Here is a 16426-nt window from a genome sequence, read left to right as displayed (position 1 = left end):
AAATATTTAGAATCAAAAGTAAAAAGAAAAAAACACTTTACAATCATAATTAAATCAATAACAATAAGAGTGTAATTTTATACTATAACAGTAACTACAATGCCATACAGAAATCTTAGTACAGTTCCGGTTTATAAAAAAGCATTATCGCTTTGCCATACTAGTAGAGAACTAGCATCTTACTTTAGCTACAATAAAGATTTATTACAATTGTATAAATCTAGTAGTTTAAGAGACATTATGGCGAATTCTATACTTACAGATGCCATTTTACTTCCTATACAAATAGAGCAAGCAGAGCGTAGCGACTGTAAACATACTAAGTTGCATAGCATAAAATTTATTAATACTATTACCAGAAACATACTTAGCTATTGTAATGGTTTAGAACACCACGGAGTTAAGGAAAAAGAATATTTAAACCTATTGCGTACAGAAATTACAAGTTTTAGGAAGACATATAAAAACTGGCGTAGATCTTTACGTTAATTATGTTTTAATTAGAATAAAAAAAAATCACCTAACATAATGCTAGGTGATTTTTTTTATAACAGATTAAACTTTTACATATTTCTACGGTACTGTCCTCCTACCTGAAAAAGCGAACTTGTTATTTGTCCTAATGTACATACTTTAGAAACCTCCATTAACTTCTCAAAAATGTTTTCATTTTTAACAGCTGCTTGTTGTAAGTCTTCTAATAATTTATCTGCATTTTCAGCTCTATTTTGCACACTTTTTAAAGTATCTATTTGCGCTAGCTTTTCTTCCTCTGTAGCACGTATAACTTCTGCTGGTAAAACCGTAGGTGAACCTTTAGAACTTAAAAATGTGTTTACACCAATTATAGGAAACTCACCTGTATGTTTTAAGGTTTCATAATACAAACTCTCTTCTTGTATTTTAGAGCGTTGATACATTGTTTCCATTGCTCCTAAAACACCTCCACGCTCTGTAATCCTATCAAACTCTTTTAAAACTGCTTCTTCTACAAGTTCTGTCAATTCTTCAATAATAAAAGCACCTTGAATTGGATTTTCGTTTTTAGCAAGTCCTAGCTCTTTGTTAATTATTAACTGTATTGCCATTGCTCGTCTAACAGATTCCTCTGTAGGTGTGGTAATAGCCTCATCATACGCATTGGTATGTAATGAGTTACAATTATCGTTTATAGCATACAACGCCTGTAATGTTGTTCTAATATCATTAAAATCTATCTCTTGTGCGTGTAAACTACGGCCAGATGTTTGTATATGATACTTTAGCATTTGCGCTCTTGGATCTGCACCATACTTTAATTTTAGTGCTTTTGCCCATATTTTACGTGCAACCCTACCAATAACTGCATATTCTGGATCTATACCGTTAGAGAAAAAGAAAGATAAGTTTGGACCAAATTTATTGATATCCATACCTCTACTTAAGTAATACTCTACATATGTAAAACCATTTGCTAATGTAAATGCCAATTGTGTTATTGGATTTGCGCCAGCTTCTGCAATATGATAGCCAGAAATAGAAACCGAATAAAAATTTCTGACTTGTTTTTGTATAAAATATTCTTGTACGTCTCCCATTAAACGCAGTGCAAATTCTGTTGAGAAAATACACGTATTTTGCGCTTGGTCTTCTTTTAAAATATCTGCTTGTACTGTACCACGTACTTGCGCTAAAGTAGTAGCTTTTATTTCTGCGTAAACCTCTGCAGGTAAAACCATATCACCAGTTAAACCAAGTAACATAAGACCTAAACCGTCATTACCCTCTGGTAAATCTCCATTATATACAGGTCTGCTTAATCCTTTGTTATCGTATACTTCTTTAAATTTAGCTTCTACCTGTGCCTCTAAGCCATTTTCTTTAATGTATTTTTCACAATTTTGATCTATTGCGGCGTTCATAAAGAAACCTAACAACATAGGAGCCGGACCATTAATAGTCATAGAAACCGATGTCATTGGATGACTTAAATCAAACCCAGAATATAATTTTTTGGCATCATCTAAACAACATATAGAAACCCCTGCGTTACCAATTTTACCATAAATATCTGGTCTGTGATCTGGATCATTACCATACAAAGTAACCGAATCAAAAGCAGTAGAAAGCCTTTTTGCTGGCATACCTAAACTTACGTAGTGAAAACGTCTGTTGGTACGTTCTGGTCCGCCTTCACCAGCAAACATACGGGTTGGGTCTTCACCAGTTCTTTTAAAAGGATATAAACCAGATGCATATGGAAATTCTCCTGGTACATTTTCTTGCAAACACCATCCTAAAATATCTCCCCAAGCTTGGTACTTAGGCAAAGCTACTTTTGGTATTTGTGAATGAGATAAGGACTCTGTATATGTATCTATCTTAATTTCTTTATCTCTTACTTTAAAGCTATAAACAGGTTGCTTGTATTTATTTACTTTGGCATCCCAAGTTATAATAACTTCCCAGTTGTAAGGGTCTAAATCCATTTTTACTCTATCAAACTCCTTAAATAGTAAATTTAAAAAGTCTTTATCTGCATCTTCTTTTACCCCTTCTAAAATTACAGCTGTATCTAAGCCATTTTTAAGCAGTAAATCTGCCGCTGTTTTTGGTGTATTAGAAACCGATAATATTGTTTGGTAAACACCATACAAACGCTGAGCAACTTTAGTTTGCACAGCTACAGTAGCATCATACCCTCTATTATTTTCTGCAATTTCTGATAAATAACGTGTGCGAGCAGGTGGTATAACAAACACCTTTTCTTCTATTTCGTTACCAAATTTAAAAGTAGACTTTAAATTTGCATTAGCTTTTGTAGCTAATGTATCCATTATTTTTGTGTACAACCTGTTCATACCAGGGTCATTAAACTGGCTAGCCATTGTACCAAAAATTGGCATATCTTCTTGTGGCGTATCCCATAAATTATGGTTACGCATGTATTGTTTTTTTACATCTCTAATTGCATCTAAAGCACCGCGTTTATCAAACTTATTAATAGCTACTAAATCTGCAAAGTCTAGCATATCAATTTTTTCTAATTGCGTAGCAGCACCAAATTCTGGTGTCATTACATATAATGATACGTTACTGTGTTCAATAATTTCAGTATCAGACTGTCCAATACCAGATGTTTCTAACACAATTAAATCGTACTCGGCAGCTTTTAAAACTTCTACAGCTTCCTCTACATACTTAGACAAAGCAAGGTTAGACTGCCTTGTTGCTAAAGAGCGCATATACACACGCTCATTATTAATAGCATTCATACGTATACGGTCTCCTAAAAGTGCACCACCAGTTTTTCTTTTAGACGGATCTACAGAAACTAGCCCTATTTTTTTGTCAGGGAAATCTAAAAGAAAACGCCTAACCAACTCATCTACCAAACTAGATTTACCAGCTCCACCAGTACCAGTTATACCAAGTACAGGCACATTTTTTGTAGATTTTTCTACCTTAGAGAAGTACTCTACAAACTCTTCATGTCTGTTTTCTGCAAGACTAATTAAACGTGCAATAGTGTTTATGTCTTTGTTTTTTAAAGAGTCTGAAACCGTTGTACTTTCTGGTAATTTTAAAGCTGGCACCGGAAAATCGCTCTTTTCTACCAAGTCATTAATCATACCTTGTAACCCTAATTTACGGCCATCGTCTGGCGCATAAATTTTAGTAATACCGTGGTCCATTAATTCTTTTATTTCCTCAGGCAAAATTACGCCGCCACCGCCGCCAAATATTTTAATATGAGTAGCCCCACGTTCCTGAAGCAAATCATACATATATTTAAAATACTCGTTATGTCCACCTTGGTAAGATGTTATTGCAATTGCATTTACATCTTCTTGTATGGCACAATCTACTACCTCTGCAACACTACGGTCATGACCTAAGTGAATTACCTCTACGCCTGTAGATTGTATAATACGGCGCATAATATTAATTGCTGCATCGTGCCCATCAAACAAAGCTGCTGCTGTAACAATCCTAATTTTATGTTTTGGTGTATATGGTTTCTGTTGTTCCATTCGTATTAAATAGCTAATTTTAGACTTGCAATTTACGAAAATTGCAAAAATCTACATCAAAAACATTCAATATTATAAAAATATAAGAAAGCTAGGGTGCTTATTTGATAATACCCTAAATTAGTTAGCTTAATTTTATTATTTATGAAGCTAACCATACTTATTAATTGCCCAGACCAAGCTGGTATTATAAGCACAGTAACAAATTTTATACATACTAAAGGCGGTAATATTGTATATATAGACCAATATGTAGATAAAGAAAGTGCTACTTTTTTTATGCGGTTAGAGAGTGAATTTAGTAATGCGCTTACCTTTAATGAGTTTAAAAGTGGTTTTAAAACTTTAGCGCCTACTTACCAAATGAAATGGGAGATACACAAAGAAGTTACCGTGCCTAAAATGGCAATTTTTGTTAGCAAGTATGATCATTGTTTGTATGATTTATTAAGTAGACATAGCTCTGGAGAATTAGCTGTAGACATCCCTTTAATTATTAGCAACCATAATAAAGCAGAAAGTATTGCTAACCAATTTAATATTCCGTTTTACCATATACCAGTAACAAAAGAAACTAAAAAAGAAGCCGAAGAAAAACAACTTGCCTTGTTGGCAGAATATAAGGTAGATTTTATTGTTTTGGCAAGGTATATGCAAATTGTGAGCCAGACTGTAATAGACCAATATCCTAATAAAATAATAAATATACACCACTCATTTTTACCAGCATTTGCAGGTGCAAAACCGTACCACGCAGCCTATAAAAGAGGTGTTAAAATTATTGGAGCAACAAGCCACTATGTAACAGCAGATTTAGACGAAGGACCTATAATTGAACAAGATGTTACCACGGTATCTCATACACACAGCATTAAAGATTTAATTGCAAAAGGTAGAGACTTAGAAAAAATTGTATTGGCAAGAGGTGTAAAACTACATATAGAACGCAAAACAATGGTATTTAATAATAAGACTATTGTTTTTATATAAGTTGATGTGTTCTAGAATACAAAATCTTATTATAAAGTTTTTATAGCTGTAGCATTTTTAGCCATTTAGCTACACCAATAAAATTATTTAATAAATTAAAAACACGGTGTTTATTACAAGTTGTTAATTTTTTTAATTAGGTAAGAAATAAGAAGTCCAATTGTAAATGTTGTAATTGTTGTACTTACAATAAGAGCTATTATTGCAGGTGTTGTAAATAAGAAATTAGAGTTACCTGTAGAGTCGCCAATAATTAAACAAAAGACAATCCAAATTACTAAATTCACTAATACAGAGTATTTAAATGAAGTTGAAATTAACGAATTGTTGTTTTTTGTATCTGTATAAGCTAGTTTTCCTCCTAACCAAAATGCTATTAAAAACGTTAAAACAAACCCAATTGTTTGAAAGCCACTACCTAAAACTATAGACATTGAGCTTAAGCCTTTACCTACATAAATAACAGGTATTAAAATAGTTGCAATTACTGTAAGTAGCACAATAGGAGCGCCTAATATATAAGATACAAAAATACTTTTGCCCAACTGCCTATTCATATTCATAAAATTTTGCTTTAAATAATTAGTAGTATTTGTATACGTTATTTTAAAAATAACACTCATTAAATGTAGTAAATATTTTACAAAAAAAACCTTAAGTATTTAACCTTAATAAATTAGCTATTAATTTATTAAGGTTAAAATGCTGTTAGCTCTCTAAAAGTTACCTTACTACAGTAGCCTCTAATTCTACTTTTAATGTTTCAAAAAGACTTTTTACCTCTAACAAAGTACTAGCTTGTTGTATATTATGTTTGGCTATCCAATTTTGAAAAATATTAAAACAAGAAAAAAGTTCTTGCGATGATGTTGTAAAGATATTTAGTCTTACAATATTTTTACACTCGTAACCAGCTTCTTTAATTACCTTTTCTAAATTTTTAATAGCCATACTTAGTTGAACATCCATATCATCTGTACTAGATTTTCCATTAGAATTAATTGCAGTTTGCCCAGAGACATACAAAGTACCTTTTGCATTAGTTACTTCTATAGCTTGCACATAACTTCTTTCATTTTGCCATTCCCACGGGTTAATAATTTGTTTTTTCATTAGTCTTAGTATAATTTTTGTTTATACCACAAAAATTTAAAAACTATGATAAAAAATGCGTGACAAACATCACAAATGCGAGTAATAAAAAAATTTAGGAAGATAACCTACTAAGTGTTTCTCGGGATACACCTAAATATGCAGCCAAAAGAGTCTTAGGAACTCTTTGAAACAAGAGTGGTTGCTGCTGTAGCAATTGCAAATAGCGTTCCTTTGCGTTTGAAGTTAAAAAAGATAAAATTCTGTTTTGTGATGCTATGTGTCCAGAGTGAGATTTTTTAAGAAAAAAACGCTCCATCTTAGGCATTTCTAAAGATAATTTGTTGTAATTCTTAAGGCTTATTGAATATACTTCAGTGTCTTCAATACATTGTAACGACATTTTTGCCTTTGTTTGGTTAAAGTATGCAAAAAAATCACTCTCCCACCAATCTTCCATTGCAAAAGACACTATATGTTGCTTGCCATTTGCATCATTAAACACTAATTTTAGAAGGCCACTAATAACGTAATAACAATTATTTACATCTTTCCCCTCTTTAATAATAAAATCGTTTTTTTTATATTTTTTATGTTCAAAATGAGATAGTAAAAAACCAAACTCTTCATTAGAAAAAGGGACTAATTTTGTAATATGTTCTTTTAGTTTTTCCTGCATTGGGTAATACATACTTTTTTTAAGCGGTAATTAGTATTGTAAAGTACTACTCCTTAATATTGGTAATAATTTTAAATTCATTAGTTTTTCCCTGCAATGTATTTATAAAATTAGTCATTTCATTAGTAAGAAGTAGGTATTTCTGCTCTCTCTAAAATTTAGGCTTAAAAAGGTTTTTTTCATAATAGGGCTTAGGTGTTTGTACTATAAAAAGTAAATTTTAATAGCTAATTTAAGTAAAAGAAAAGTATTCTAAAGCCCTATTATGGAATTCTACTGTTTGTTATATCTAAAATACGTTTCTAAAAGTTATAGGTATACTAAAAGGTACTCTTACAGCTTTTCCTTTTACTTTACCAGGAGTCATAAGTGGTAGTTTTGCAATAATTCTTCTACCTTCTAATTCTAATAATGGGTGTGGTCCTCTGGTTCTTATGTTTTTTACAGAGCCATCTTTATCAATAACAAACATAATGTTTATTCTACCGCCTACCCCTAAGTTTTTAGCTTCCTCTGGGTAGCTAAAATTTTTAACAATATGTTTATTTATTTTTTTTTGAAAACAAGATCTCCAGCTACTTTTGGCCATATCTTCGCAACCAGGAAATAGAGGAACATCGTCTACAACTACAAAGGGTACATCATCTTCAGCTTCTTTTTCTTCTTCTTTTAAACTTTCTTTACTTACTTTAATATCTATAACTTTTAAACGAATAGGTTCTCCTGGGTTAAATTTTGCATACAACACATAACCAGTACTAACTGCCGTATCTTTTATTGTAGCCACTTTTAGTGTAGGGAGTTTTTTTAGAACCCCATCTATTTTTTTTTCAATAAATTTAGTTTCTGGCCTACTATAAATCTCTGTAGATTCTAGTTTTCCTTTAGCGTCTGTAAAAAAGTTAAAATATACTTTTCCATTAAAATTCTGAGAAATAGAATCTTTTGGCACTTTTAAATTCTTATTAAATAGTTCTTCTATTTTACTTGTAAAGCAAATATTTTGTTCTCCTGGGCCGTTAGCTGTACAGTTACTAAAATTGGCATAATCGGTAACTTCTTCAAACGGTCTGTATGAGGTTATTTCTATACCATCTCCGTGCGTCTGGTAGTATTGTGCACTTAAGGTAAGTGTAAATAACAAAGTTGCAAATAAGGTATTAAATGCTATTTTTAATTTTAGTTTCATAATAATTGTATTGTATAGTTTACAATTCAAATATTAAAAACTTTTAGGACTAATGTAACCACCAACATATATTTGCTAGCTATTAGTTAATATTTGATATTAAAAATGTAATTAGAAGAGATAAATAAGAATATGCTTTTTGTTCAGCTTTTATATTGATTGTGTTTTTAGCAGTTTTTTTAATTCCACATACCATTAGATTCTGTTAAAATTATTGGTGTGTTATCTGTAATTAATATTGTTTGCTCGTGTTGTGTTACGTATCCTCCTTTGTTACCAACTAAAGTCCAACCATCATTAAGTTCTACTGCAATAGTAGATTTTGTAGAAATAAAAGTCTCTATTGCTACTGTAGTATTTTTTTTAAACCGTTCTCTATTTGTCCTAACTCTGTAATTTAAAATATTTTCTGGTTCTTCATGTAAACTTCTACCAACTCCGTGACCTGCTAAATTTTTAATCACTTTAAATCCAGATTTTTTAGCTTCAGACTCTATTAAATGTCCAATGTCTGCTATTTTTACTCCTCCTTTTATATTGGTAATTGCTTTGTGTAAAATATTTTTAGAGGCATCTACAAGTGGTTGGTGATTATGAATATCCTCACCAAGAACAAAAGAACCGCCATTGTCTGACCAAAATCCATTTAACTCAGCAGAAACATCAATATTTATTAAATCTCCTTCTTTTAGTATTTTATTTTTAGATGGTATACCGTGAGCAGCTTCTTTATTTACACTTATACAAGCGTAACCAGGAAAACCATAGGTTTCATAAGGAGCAGACTTAGCGCCATAACGCTTTAATATTTCTCCGCCATAAGCATCTAACTCTTTAGTAGACATCCCAATTTTAGCATACTCTTTCATTAATTTTAGTGTAGTTCCAACAACTTCACTAACTTTTTTCATTCCTAGTAATTCTGATTCTGTTGTTATAGACATTTTCCTTATTTTAATAAGTTAGAAGAGTTTACTTATAGTTGGTTAGTTTTTACTTGTTTTTTACCACAGTACTTTGTTGGCATTTCGTATTTTATTTTTTCCGTTTATAGTGATTCTGTGTTATTTGATTCAGATAGGTTTTTGTTCCAATCAGTTCAAAATTCAGTTCGTTTGGTAGTTCCGTAAATAATGAAGAACCACCACCTAATAAAATCGGAATTGTTGTAAGTACCATTTCATCTATCAAGTCCGCTTTCAAAAAGTTCCGAATTGTGGTTCCTCCATCTACATATAACCGATGAAATCCTTTTTCGTGAATTTGGTCTAAAATTTCAGTCAACGTTCCTTTGACCAAAAACGCTTTTCCTTTGTGACTTTCAGGTATTTCTTTTAATTTATTACTCAAGACAAAGACAGGTTTATCATATGGCCATTCAACATCAAATCCAAGTACGGTTTCAAATGTTGTTCGTCCCATAACAAGTGCGTCAATTCCGTTATTGAATTCCACGTATCCCATATCGTTATTATCTGGGTTCGGAATAGTATATAACCAATCAATTCCGCCATTTTTGTCAGCAATATATCCGTCTAAACTTGTTGCGATAAATACGCTATTCTTTTTACTCATTTTTCTTTTGGGTTCTGTATGTCAATATGAATGCCAACGTGTTTGTATAAGAATAGTTGCGTTTTTGTGTGCGAGGATTTTCCGAAGGAAAATCAGACGTAACAAAAGCGCAACGACCTTTGATTAAGCACTAATGTAGCAATTATTTTTATACGGTGTTGGCAACAGTATTTTTTAATTCAGTCGGTTTATTATTAATTCGCCTAATTACATAAGAAATCAAAAGTCCGATTGTAAATGTTGTCAGAATCGTACAAACAACAAAAGCGATAATTGGTGGAATCATCATTAGAAATTTTTCCTCGGTAACTGTTAGTCCGACAATCAAACAAAAAGTTGTCCAGATAATTAAATTCACAACAGTTGAGTATTTAAAGGAAGTCAGAAGTAATGATTTTCCGTTTTTTATATTTTTATAAGCCAATTTTCCGCCAATCCACAGAGCAATCAAAAAAGCAACAACAAGTCCGATTGTTGAAATTCCATATGTTCCAAGAATAACAATTGTCAAAAGTCCTTCTCCAGTTAGCAATAAAGGAATCCAAATCGTAGCGATTACAGTTAAAATTCCGATTGGTGCTCCAATCAGATAGGAAGTCAGAATACTTTGTTTTAATTTCTTTTCCATTTGTTTTGCGTTCAGTTCGGATATTGTTGCCAACGTGTTTGTATATGGTTTGTTGCGTGGTTAAGCACCTAATTTAGCAAATTAAACCGAATAGAAAATCTGCTTGAATTTTTGTAAGTAGGCCTGTACTAGCAAATAATTTTACACGAAGTAAAATTAGTAAAATGGGCAATGCAAAACTGAGAAGTCTACTATTTATATACAGTTTTAATGCCTGTAATTTTAATACCACTTGCCGAGCTTTGTATGAAAGGTTGTTAGCCAAAGGAAAGAGTAAAAAATTAGCTTTAATTGCAGTGTGTAATAAACTACTAAAACAAGCATTTTCAATTAATTCATCAAATTCAGATTCCGAAAATAGTTCTTTAAATTATTTTTGTGCTAATATTTAATTGTGTCTGTTTGATTTTGGACAATATAATTTTTAAAAAGGTATACTCTTTCCGCCTATTTTATGAAATTCCGCTCTTGTTCTATTCTAATTACGAACAGTTTTGAAATTTCCGAAAATTAAAGAAGTAAGTAAAAGTCCTATCCCAATACCGATAAAAGAACCCTTTGCAAAATCAGGTAATTGAAAAAAGTGAGATAAAATTTGTGAAGTTGCAATTACAAACATTCCAATTGATAATAAAATTAATGCTCTTCTTTTAGTTATTTTTTTCATTTGATTTTAGATTTTAAATAATTAGTATCTCAATTAAAGTATTTGTTACATTCAGTTTTTAGTTTCGTACGTTTTGGTTAATTACTTACGGTTTAGGCTATGAACAGTTGCGGGTTTTAAGTACTAAAATTTTGGTTCATAAATGACCTTCAATTTATTCATTTTCTTCTAATTAAGCTGTTTAACCGCTATTTTTTATATACGTTATTGTGTGTAGTTTTAGTTAACAAGTAATATGAGTCTTTTTTTAATAAACCAAAATTTTTATTTGATAATGTATATAATTCAAAATCTTCGAATTCGTTGTCAATTTTCAAAATATCATTTTCAATAGAGTATGAATATGATTCTGTTTTTTGCGATATTAAATTTTTCCATGTTGAAATGTTAGATTTTGAATCAAATGAAACTAAATGTTTTTCTTTTTCACCATTACTTGATAAATAATAATAACCACTAGGAGTAGATTTATTGGGTTCAATTTTAGTTTCTGAATTTGTTAAAATATCTATGTTTAATAATTGGGCAATTCTTTCATAAAAGATATAATTTTGGAATTTACTTTCTATACCAGTTAAACGGACTAGTTTTAAGTTGGGAATATTTTTGATTGAGTTGGTATTTGCTTTAAATAGATTGCAACTTAAAATTAATTGAGTGAGATTATTGTTTTTATTAAATTTATTAAACTCAATTTTTCCCTTCATTTTATGGTCAATTAAACGTAAGTATTTTACACTTGAATAATTATAAATTTCTTCAGGAATTGAATCAAAATCATTTTCAGAAATAAATAAGCTTTCCAATTTTTTTAGGCTGCTAATGTTTGGTATTTCTTCTATATGATTGTCTTCAATTAATAAATATTTTAGGTTAGTTAAATTAGATATTTTTTTTGGTAATTTAATAATGCTATTACTGCTTAAATCTAATTTTACAAGATTGGTAAGGTTGCAGATTTCTTCTGGAATTTTTTCTATTAAAGTATTGTTAATAATAAGTCCCTCTAGGTTTGTGAGCTTTTCAATTTCGATAGGAATAAACTTCAAATTATTTTTTATTATTATAAAATCGGTTAGTGATGTTAAAGTGAAAATAGAATTAGGTAATTCCGCGTCTTTATATGATTCAATCCATAAGAATTCAATTTTAGGCGAATATTGAATTAGTAATTCTATATCAAATTTAGTAGCATTATAAAGGTATAAGTATTTAAGATTAACAGCTTCAGATAAATCAGTAGGGATTTTATTTTTATTAGATAGCCTAATATGTAATTCTTTAATACTTGTTAATTTTTTAGAACTGTAATCAGACAACTTATTTCTAGTACCAAATTCACAGGAGCTTGATATAACAATTAATGTTAATAGACAAAACTGTATAAAAGGTTTATTCATAATTAGTTATTATTAATTACACACAACGGTCTTGTGTATGAAACGTAGGGCAGCAGATAGGCGATACGTTTCGGTTTAACCACAAGCCAAATCTTTTGTTTTTTTTTAATTTTTCTCTTTTAATACCAAATCAAAAGATTTGGCGGACTTCGTTAAAAGCTCTAAACTTTGGGTTAAGCTCCAAAACCCGCATTAATTATAGCCAATGTTAGCTTTAGTTTTTTTACTCTATTTTATTTAAAATAAACTAAATAAAAAACTGTTTTTAAGTTATTTTAGCTATTCAAATTTTCTTTGAATTAATCTGTATGGTATCTTTTCGGAATTAATAGAATCACTTTTGGTTATATAAATTTCTGTCCAATCACCATACTCATTTAATTTATAGGTAAGGTGCATATATAATTCGGTATAATCCCAATTCAAATGCTCAGCAAAAAGATATTTAAGACTAAAGCTATGATCAACATTATTCAATGATTTAAAAGTTCTTTTAATCATATTAGGTAGATTATTTTTAGTATAATAAAAATCATAGGTAACAATAAGATCTTTTCTTTGTTTTTTTACACTTTTAATAATTCTATTTGATTCATCATAAGTTTTAATTAATAAACTATCATTTACTACAGTTGTTCTTTTATCAGGATATTTATAGCTAAAAACATTTGTAATTTTATCATAAACAGCCGAACTCTTTGAAGTAATTCTATTTTTTTTATCATATTTATATAATGTTTTGAAATTACTACTTAATAAGCTCAGAGATATTATTCTAGATTTAGAATCGTAAATTACTTGTTCTTTTTTTAAAGGATAGTATTCTTCATAAGTATATCTATGCCATTCTTTATTTTCAGATGACCACCTTTTGTCAATAAAAGACAGCTTTTTATATTTAGATTGTTTAAAGTCTAATGGAAAGTAATATTGTTCAATATTATAATATTCTGTATTATAAAATAGTTCTTTTGAGTTTAAATAAGTACTCTCTGATTTATTTATGGTTTGTGAAAAAGAAAAGTGAGTGTAAATAAATAATATTATAAAAAATATTTTTTGAATCATAATTTATTTCTCTTTTTGTAATTAAAGCTAACGGTCTCGTATAACCGTCAGTTACGGGATTAAAGTTAATGTTTTTCGGTTTAGCACTGACGTTAGCAATTACAGAGTGGATTTGGACGTAGTTGCATCCCCCGTAATTGCGGTTATATATTGTTGTACCTCGTTATTTTATTCGATTATATTTTTTCATTATCTCAATCAGTTTATTGTGTGGTAACGCATAAACCTTATTTCCGTTAATTCCTTCCATTGTTTCAGCTGCTACCATAGCATTTATAATTGCTTCTTCAACAGCTTGAATTGTGGCATCAAAAATATCATTCATCCAGTCATTCGATACTGTTTGAACTGTAGTTTTACCTTCTCGAATATACGCTTCTTGGTTCGCAGTCGAAAAAGCAATAAATATGTCTCCTGAACCATTTGCTCCAATTCCGCCTAATTTTCCAATTCCAATTGGTACTCGTTGGGAAATTCTTTTTAATTGATAAGGAAGTAATGGTACGTCAGTAGCAACAACAACAATAATAGAACCATCTCCATTTTGTCTTCTTGATTTTGGTGATGCTATGTATTTAGGGTTTAAGGTGTCTTTTAATTCTTTTCCAACAGGCACTCCATCAACTCTAAACCTTCTTTTGTCTCCGTAATTTGATTGAACTAGCACACCAACTGTATAGGTTGTATCTGGAAATTTTAAAACTCGAGAAGAAGTTCCAATACCGCCTTTAAATCCAAAGCTCATCATTCCAGTTCCGCCACCTACATTGCCTTCTTCAACTTCTTCGGTAGTAGTATTTTCAATTGCTTCTAAAACATTTTTTTCTTGTACTTGAAATCCGTAAATGTCATTCAAAAATCCGTCATAAGTTTCAGCAACAACTGGAAAAGCCCACCACCAATCTTCATCACTCCAAGAAGTGTCAACCATCCATTTCAAAGTTGCTTGTCTAACAGTTCCGACGCTAAATGTATTAGTCAGCATTATTGGTGTTTCTAAAAAACCAGATTCTGTAATCCAAGTTGTTCCGGTCATTTCTCCGTTTCCATTTAGACTATACCAATTTGCATACAAAGGTTTCTTCTTTTTTCCACTTGGAAATATAGCAGTTACTCCAGTTCGGATTGGTCCTTTTCCTAATTCATTCTTTCCGTTTCCTGAAATAATGGTAGAATGTCCAACTGAAACACCTTTAACATCTGTTATTGCATTATATTTTCCTGTAGTTCCCTCAAATTGAATTCCTAAATCTCGTGCTCTTGGTTTTTGAGCATAAATTAAAATAGAAAGAGCAAGAAATATTATCGTTAATGTGTTTTTCAAAATCTTGGTTTTAATGAGGTACAACGTTGTTGTATATGGTTTGTTGCGTGTTTCAAGCAACTAATTTAATAAATAATTACGGACAAAGAAAGTCCGCGAGGACTTTCGCAAGTAGGCAAGAATTAGCAATAAATTATATACGGTGTTGGCAACAGGCTTTATTTTTCAGTTAGAAATTTCTTCAATTGTTTTTTCGCACCTTCTCCTGGTCGATTTGCAAATCCGTTGATTAATTCTCCATTTGGATTATAAATCAAAAAGTGAGGAATTGTTTTTATTCCTAAATCTTCAATTACTTTAGAAACATTACCATTTTCGATAAAGTAATTCTGACTTTTTGAGATTCCATCCGATTCCATTGCTAATTTCCAATTTTCTTTTTTGTCGTTCAAGCTCAAATAGATAAACTCAATATTTTCTTTTTCAAATTCTTTTTTAAGTATTACAGATTTTGGCATTGTTTCTCTACAAGGCTTGCACCAACTTGCCCAAAAATCAATGTAAAGCCATTTTCCTTTATTATTATTTATAATTTCAGAAAAAGTGATTGTATCATTTTTAATTGTAGTCAAAATCAATTTGTCAGACTTACTAAAATCCAAGTTGTATTTTTCTTGAATTTCTTTTATTTTTCTTTGATTGGTAGTGTTTTTAATTAATTTGTTGAAATATTCTTCTTTGTCTTTAACTCTAAAATTTTGACCAATTCCATTATAAGTTATAGGTAAGAGAAAATTTTTAGCAGTTTGGTTAAACCTTTTGTCATTTAAAATAGAATCAAATCGAACTCTTGAATCTATATAAAATGCTCCAGAGTTCATATTGTTCTCTTGAATAAAAGAAAGATTATATTTGGAAATATTGTTTAAGTAATCTCTGAAATATGAAAAATTCATTAAAGAGTCTGTCTTTGATAAATCTAAACCATAAATAGTTTCGATATTTTCTTTATTTGAAAAAGATTTGTTTTTTTCTAGCCATTCTTTTATTGTTTTGAGGTTTTTGTGTTTTTCTAATAAACCAGTTAAAATTTCTTTGCGGTAAGAATAATTGTCTTCTGAAATCAGTTTTTCTTTTTGTAATGAATCTAAAAATACAGTTTCTCTTTCTCCATCTTTAACTGCTTGTTGGTAAAAATCAATTGTAGTTTCTTCCATTGATTTCTCTTTACTTAATAAGAAACCAAGAAATATTTTGTGATGACTTGGGTATTTGTTGTCAAATAATTCTTTTAATCTATAATTATTATAGTTTAGTTCAATATCATTAACCTGACGATTCGTAATTTTAGCGATTGGTAATTTATTTTCATACTTAATAATAATTGTGTCTCCATTTTTTATGAGATAAGTATTAGGTATGGAAGAGTAAGTATTACGAGTACTTATTTCCAAATAATCTCTATAATACGGTATTGTTAAAGTGTCTATTTCGTTCACTTTAGGTTTCCAAATACTGATATTGTTTTGTGAATCATAATAAGCAAAAGTCGGACTTTCGATAGGTGAATAAGGACCAGTTTTTTCATTCGATTGCTGTCCTATACTATCCTGCTTTAAATAGTGTTTATATGATTCTGGTGCGTATTTTGAAATTAAAACAATTTGTTTTGGTTTATCTTTTAATATTTCCTCCGTTTTCTTTTCACTCGTGTTCTTACAAGATATAAAAGTTAAAATCAGAAGTAGAATGGTTAATCTGTGTTTCATTTTTCAGCTTGTTGCCAACTATAAATAAACGCAATTCATTGCGTTTATTCACCCATATTGGTGTAATAAACGCACATTTCAATTTTTAGCGC

Annotated in this window: 15 protein-coding genes and 1 pseudogene; 3 read left to right on the top strand and 13 right to left on the bottom strand. The window is 30.2% G+C overall.

The features are described from left to right. Nucleotides 1-99: 99 nt before the first annotated feature. Nucleotides 100-489, top strand: a complete 390-nt coding sequence (locus BFJ87_RS14980) for a hypothetical protein (protein WP_077406430.1) — start codon at nt 100-102, stop codon at nt 487-489. Nucleotides 490-563: 74 nt separating this feature from the next. Here BFJ87_RS14980 and BFJ87_RS14975 read toward each other — a convergent pair whose 3' ends face one another. After that, nucleotides 564-4013 (bottom strand): methylmalonyl-CoA mutase family protein, encoded by a 3450-nt coding sequence (locus tag BFJ87_RS14975; protein ID WP_077406427.1) that lies wholly within the window; start codon nt 4011-4013, stop codon nt 564-566. A 144-nt stretch (nt 4014-4157) separates the two neighbouring features. Here BFJ87_RS14975 and purU point away from each other — a divergent pair, with 144 nt between their 5' ends. Further along, nucleotides 4158-5003, top strand: a complete 846-nt coding sequence (purU, locus tag BFJ87_RS14970; RefSeq protein ID WP_077406424.1) for a formyltetrahydrofolate deformylase — start codon at nt 4158-4160, stop codon at nt 5001-5003. A 113-nt stretch (nt 5004-5116) separates the two neighbouring features. Here the strand turns inward: purU and BFJ87_RS14965 are convergent, their stop codons facing one another. The 7 genes from BFJ87_RS14965 to BFJ87_RS14935 form a co-directional block, all read right to left on the bottom strand. Continuing rightward, nucleotides 5117-5566, bottom strand: a complete 450-nt coding sequence (locus BFJ87_RS14965) for a hypothetical protein (protein ID WP_139344263.1) — start codon at nt 5564-5566, stop codon at nt 5117-5119. A gap of 160 nt (nt 5567-5726) precedes the next feature. Then, nucleotides 5727-6116 carry a RidA family protein gene (locus tag BFJ87_RS14960; RefSeq protein ID WP_077406417.1) on the bottom strand — a complete coding sequence of 130 codons (390 nt, stop codon included), beginning with the start codon at nt 6114-6116 and terminating at the stop codon, nt 5727-5729. A gap of 94 nt (nt 6117-6210) precedes the next feature. Then, nucleotides 6211-6774: a Crp/Fnr family transcriptional regulator gene (locus BFJ87_RS14955; protein WP_077406529.1), complete on the bottom strand. Its 564-nt coding sequence runs from the start codon at nt 6772-6774 to the stop codon at nt 6211-6213. A 289-nt stretch (nt 6775-7063) separates the two neighbouring features. Further along, nucleotides 7064-7963, bottom strand: a complete 900-nt coding sequence (locus tag BFJ87_RS17050; protein WP_077406414.1) for an energy transducer TonB — start codon at nt 7961-7963, stop codon at nt 7064-7066. A gap of 179 nt (nt 7964-8142) precedes the next feature. Continuing rightward, a complete protein-coding gene (map, locus tag BFJ87_RS14945) occupies nt 8143-8907 on the bottom strand; it encodes a type I methionyl aminopeptidase (RefSeq protein WP_077406411.1) in 765 nt (254 codons plus the stop codon). A gap of 91 nt (nt 8908-8998) precedes the next feature. After that, nucleotides 8999-9538, bottom strand: a complete 540-nt coding sequence (locus BFJ87_RS14940; protein ID WP_077406408.1) for a dihydrofolate reductase family protein — start codon at nt 9536-9538, stop codon at nt 8999-9001. A 148-nt stretch (nt 9539-9686) separates the two neighbouring features. Beyond that, complete coding sequence (locus BFJ87_RS14935) at nt 9687-10166, bottom strand: hypothetical protein (RefSeq protein WP_139344262.1); 480 nt, start codon at nt 10164-10166, stop codon at nt 9687-9689. 146 nt (nt 10167-10312) lie between these two features. Between BFJ87_RS14935 and BFJ87_RS17045 the strand changes: the two are divergent. After that, nucleotides 10313-10558: pseudogene (locus BFJ87_RS17045) on the top strand (IS110 family transposase); the annotation flags it as partial. 86 nt (nt 10559-10644) lie between these two features. Here the strand turns inward: BFJ87_RS17045 and BFJ87_RS14925 are convergent. The 5 genes from BFJ87_RS14925 to BFJ87_RS14905 all read right to left on the bottom strand — a co-directional run bounded on the left by BFJ87_RS14925 (nt 10645) and on the right by BFJ87_RS14905 (nt 16334). Continuing rightward, nucleotides 10645-10833, bottom strand: coding sequence for a hypothetical protein (locus tag BFJ87_RS14925; RefSeq protein ID WP_077406401.1), 189 nt, complete (start codon nt 10831-10833; stop codon nt 10645-10647). Between the two features lie 188 nt (nt 10834-11021). Next, a complete protein-coding gene (locus BFJ87_RS14920; protein ID WP_077406398.1) occupies nt 11022-12233 on the bottom strand; it encodes a leucine-rich repeat domain-containing protein in 1212 nt (403 codons plus the stop codon). Nucleotides 12234-12512: 279 nt separating this feature from the next. After that, nucleotides 12513-13301 (bottom strand): hypothetical protein, encoded by a 789-nt coding sequence (locus tag BFJ87_RS14915; protein WP_077406395.1) that lies wholly within the window; start codon nt 13299-13301, stop codon nt 12513-12515. Between the two features lie 163 nt (nt 13302-13464). Beyond that, nucleotides 13465-14625: a DmpA family aminopeptidase gene (locus tag BFJ87_RS14910; RefSeq protein WP_245799648.1), complete on the bottom strand. Its 1161-nt coding sequence runs from the start codon at nt 14623-14625 to the stop codon at nt 13465-13467. 158 nt (nt 14626-14783) lie between these two features. After that, nucleotides 14784-16334, bottom strand: coding sequence for a TlpA family protein disulfide reductase (locus BFJ87_RS14905; protein WP_077406392.1), 1551 nt, complete (start codon nt 16332-16334; stop codon nt 14784-14786). Between the last annotated feature and the right edge of the window lie 92 nt (nt 16335-16426).

This window comes from Cellulophaga omnivescoria (assembly GCF_001999725.1).
GTDB lineage: Bacteria > Bacteroidota > Bacteroidia > Flavobacteriales > Flavobacteriaceae > Cellulophaga > Cellulophaga omnivescoria.
Note: the sequence above shows the minus strand (reverse complement) of the source record. Positions and strands in the feature narration are given on the sequence as shown.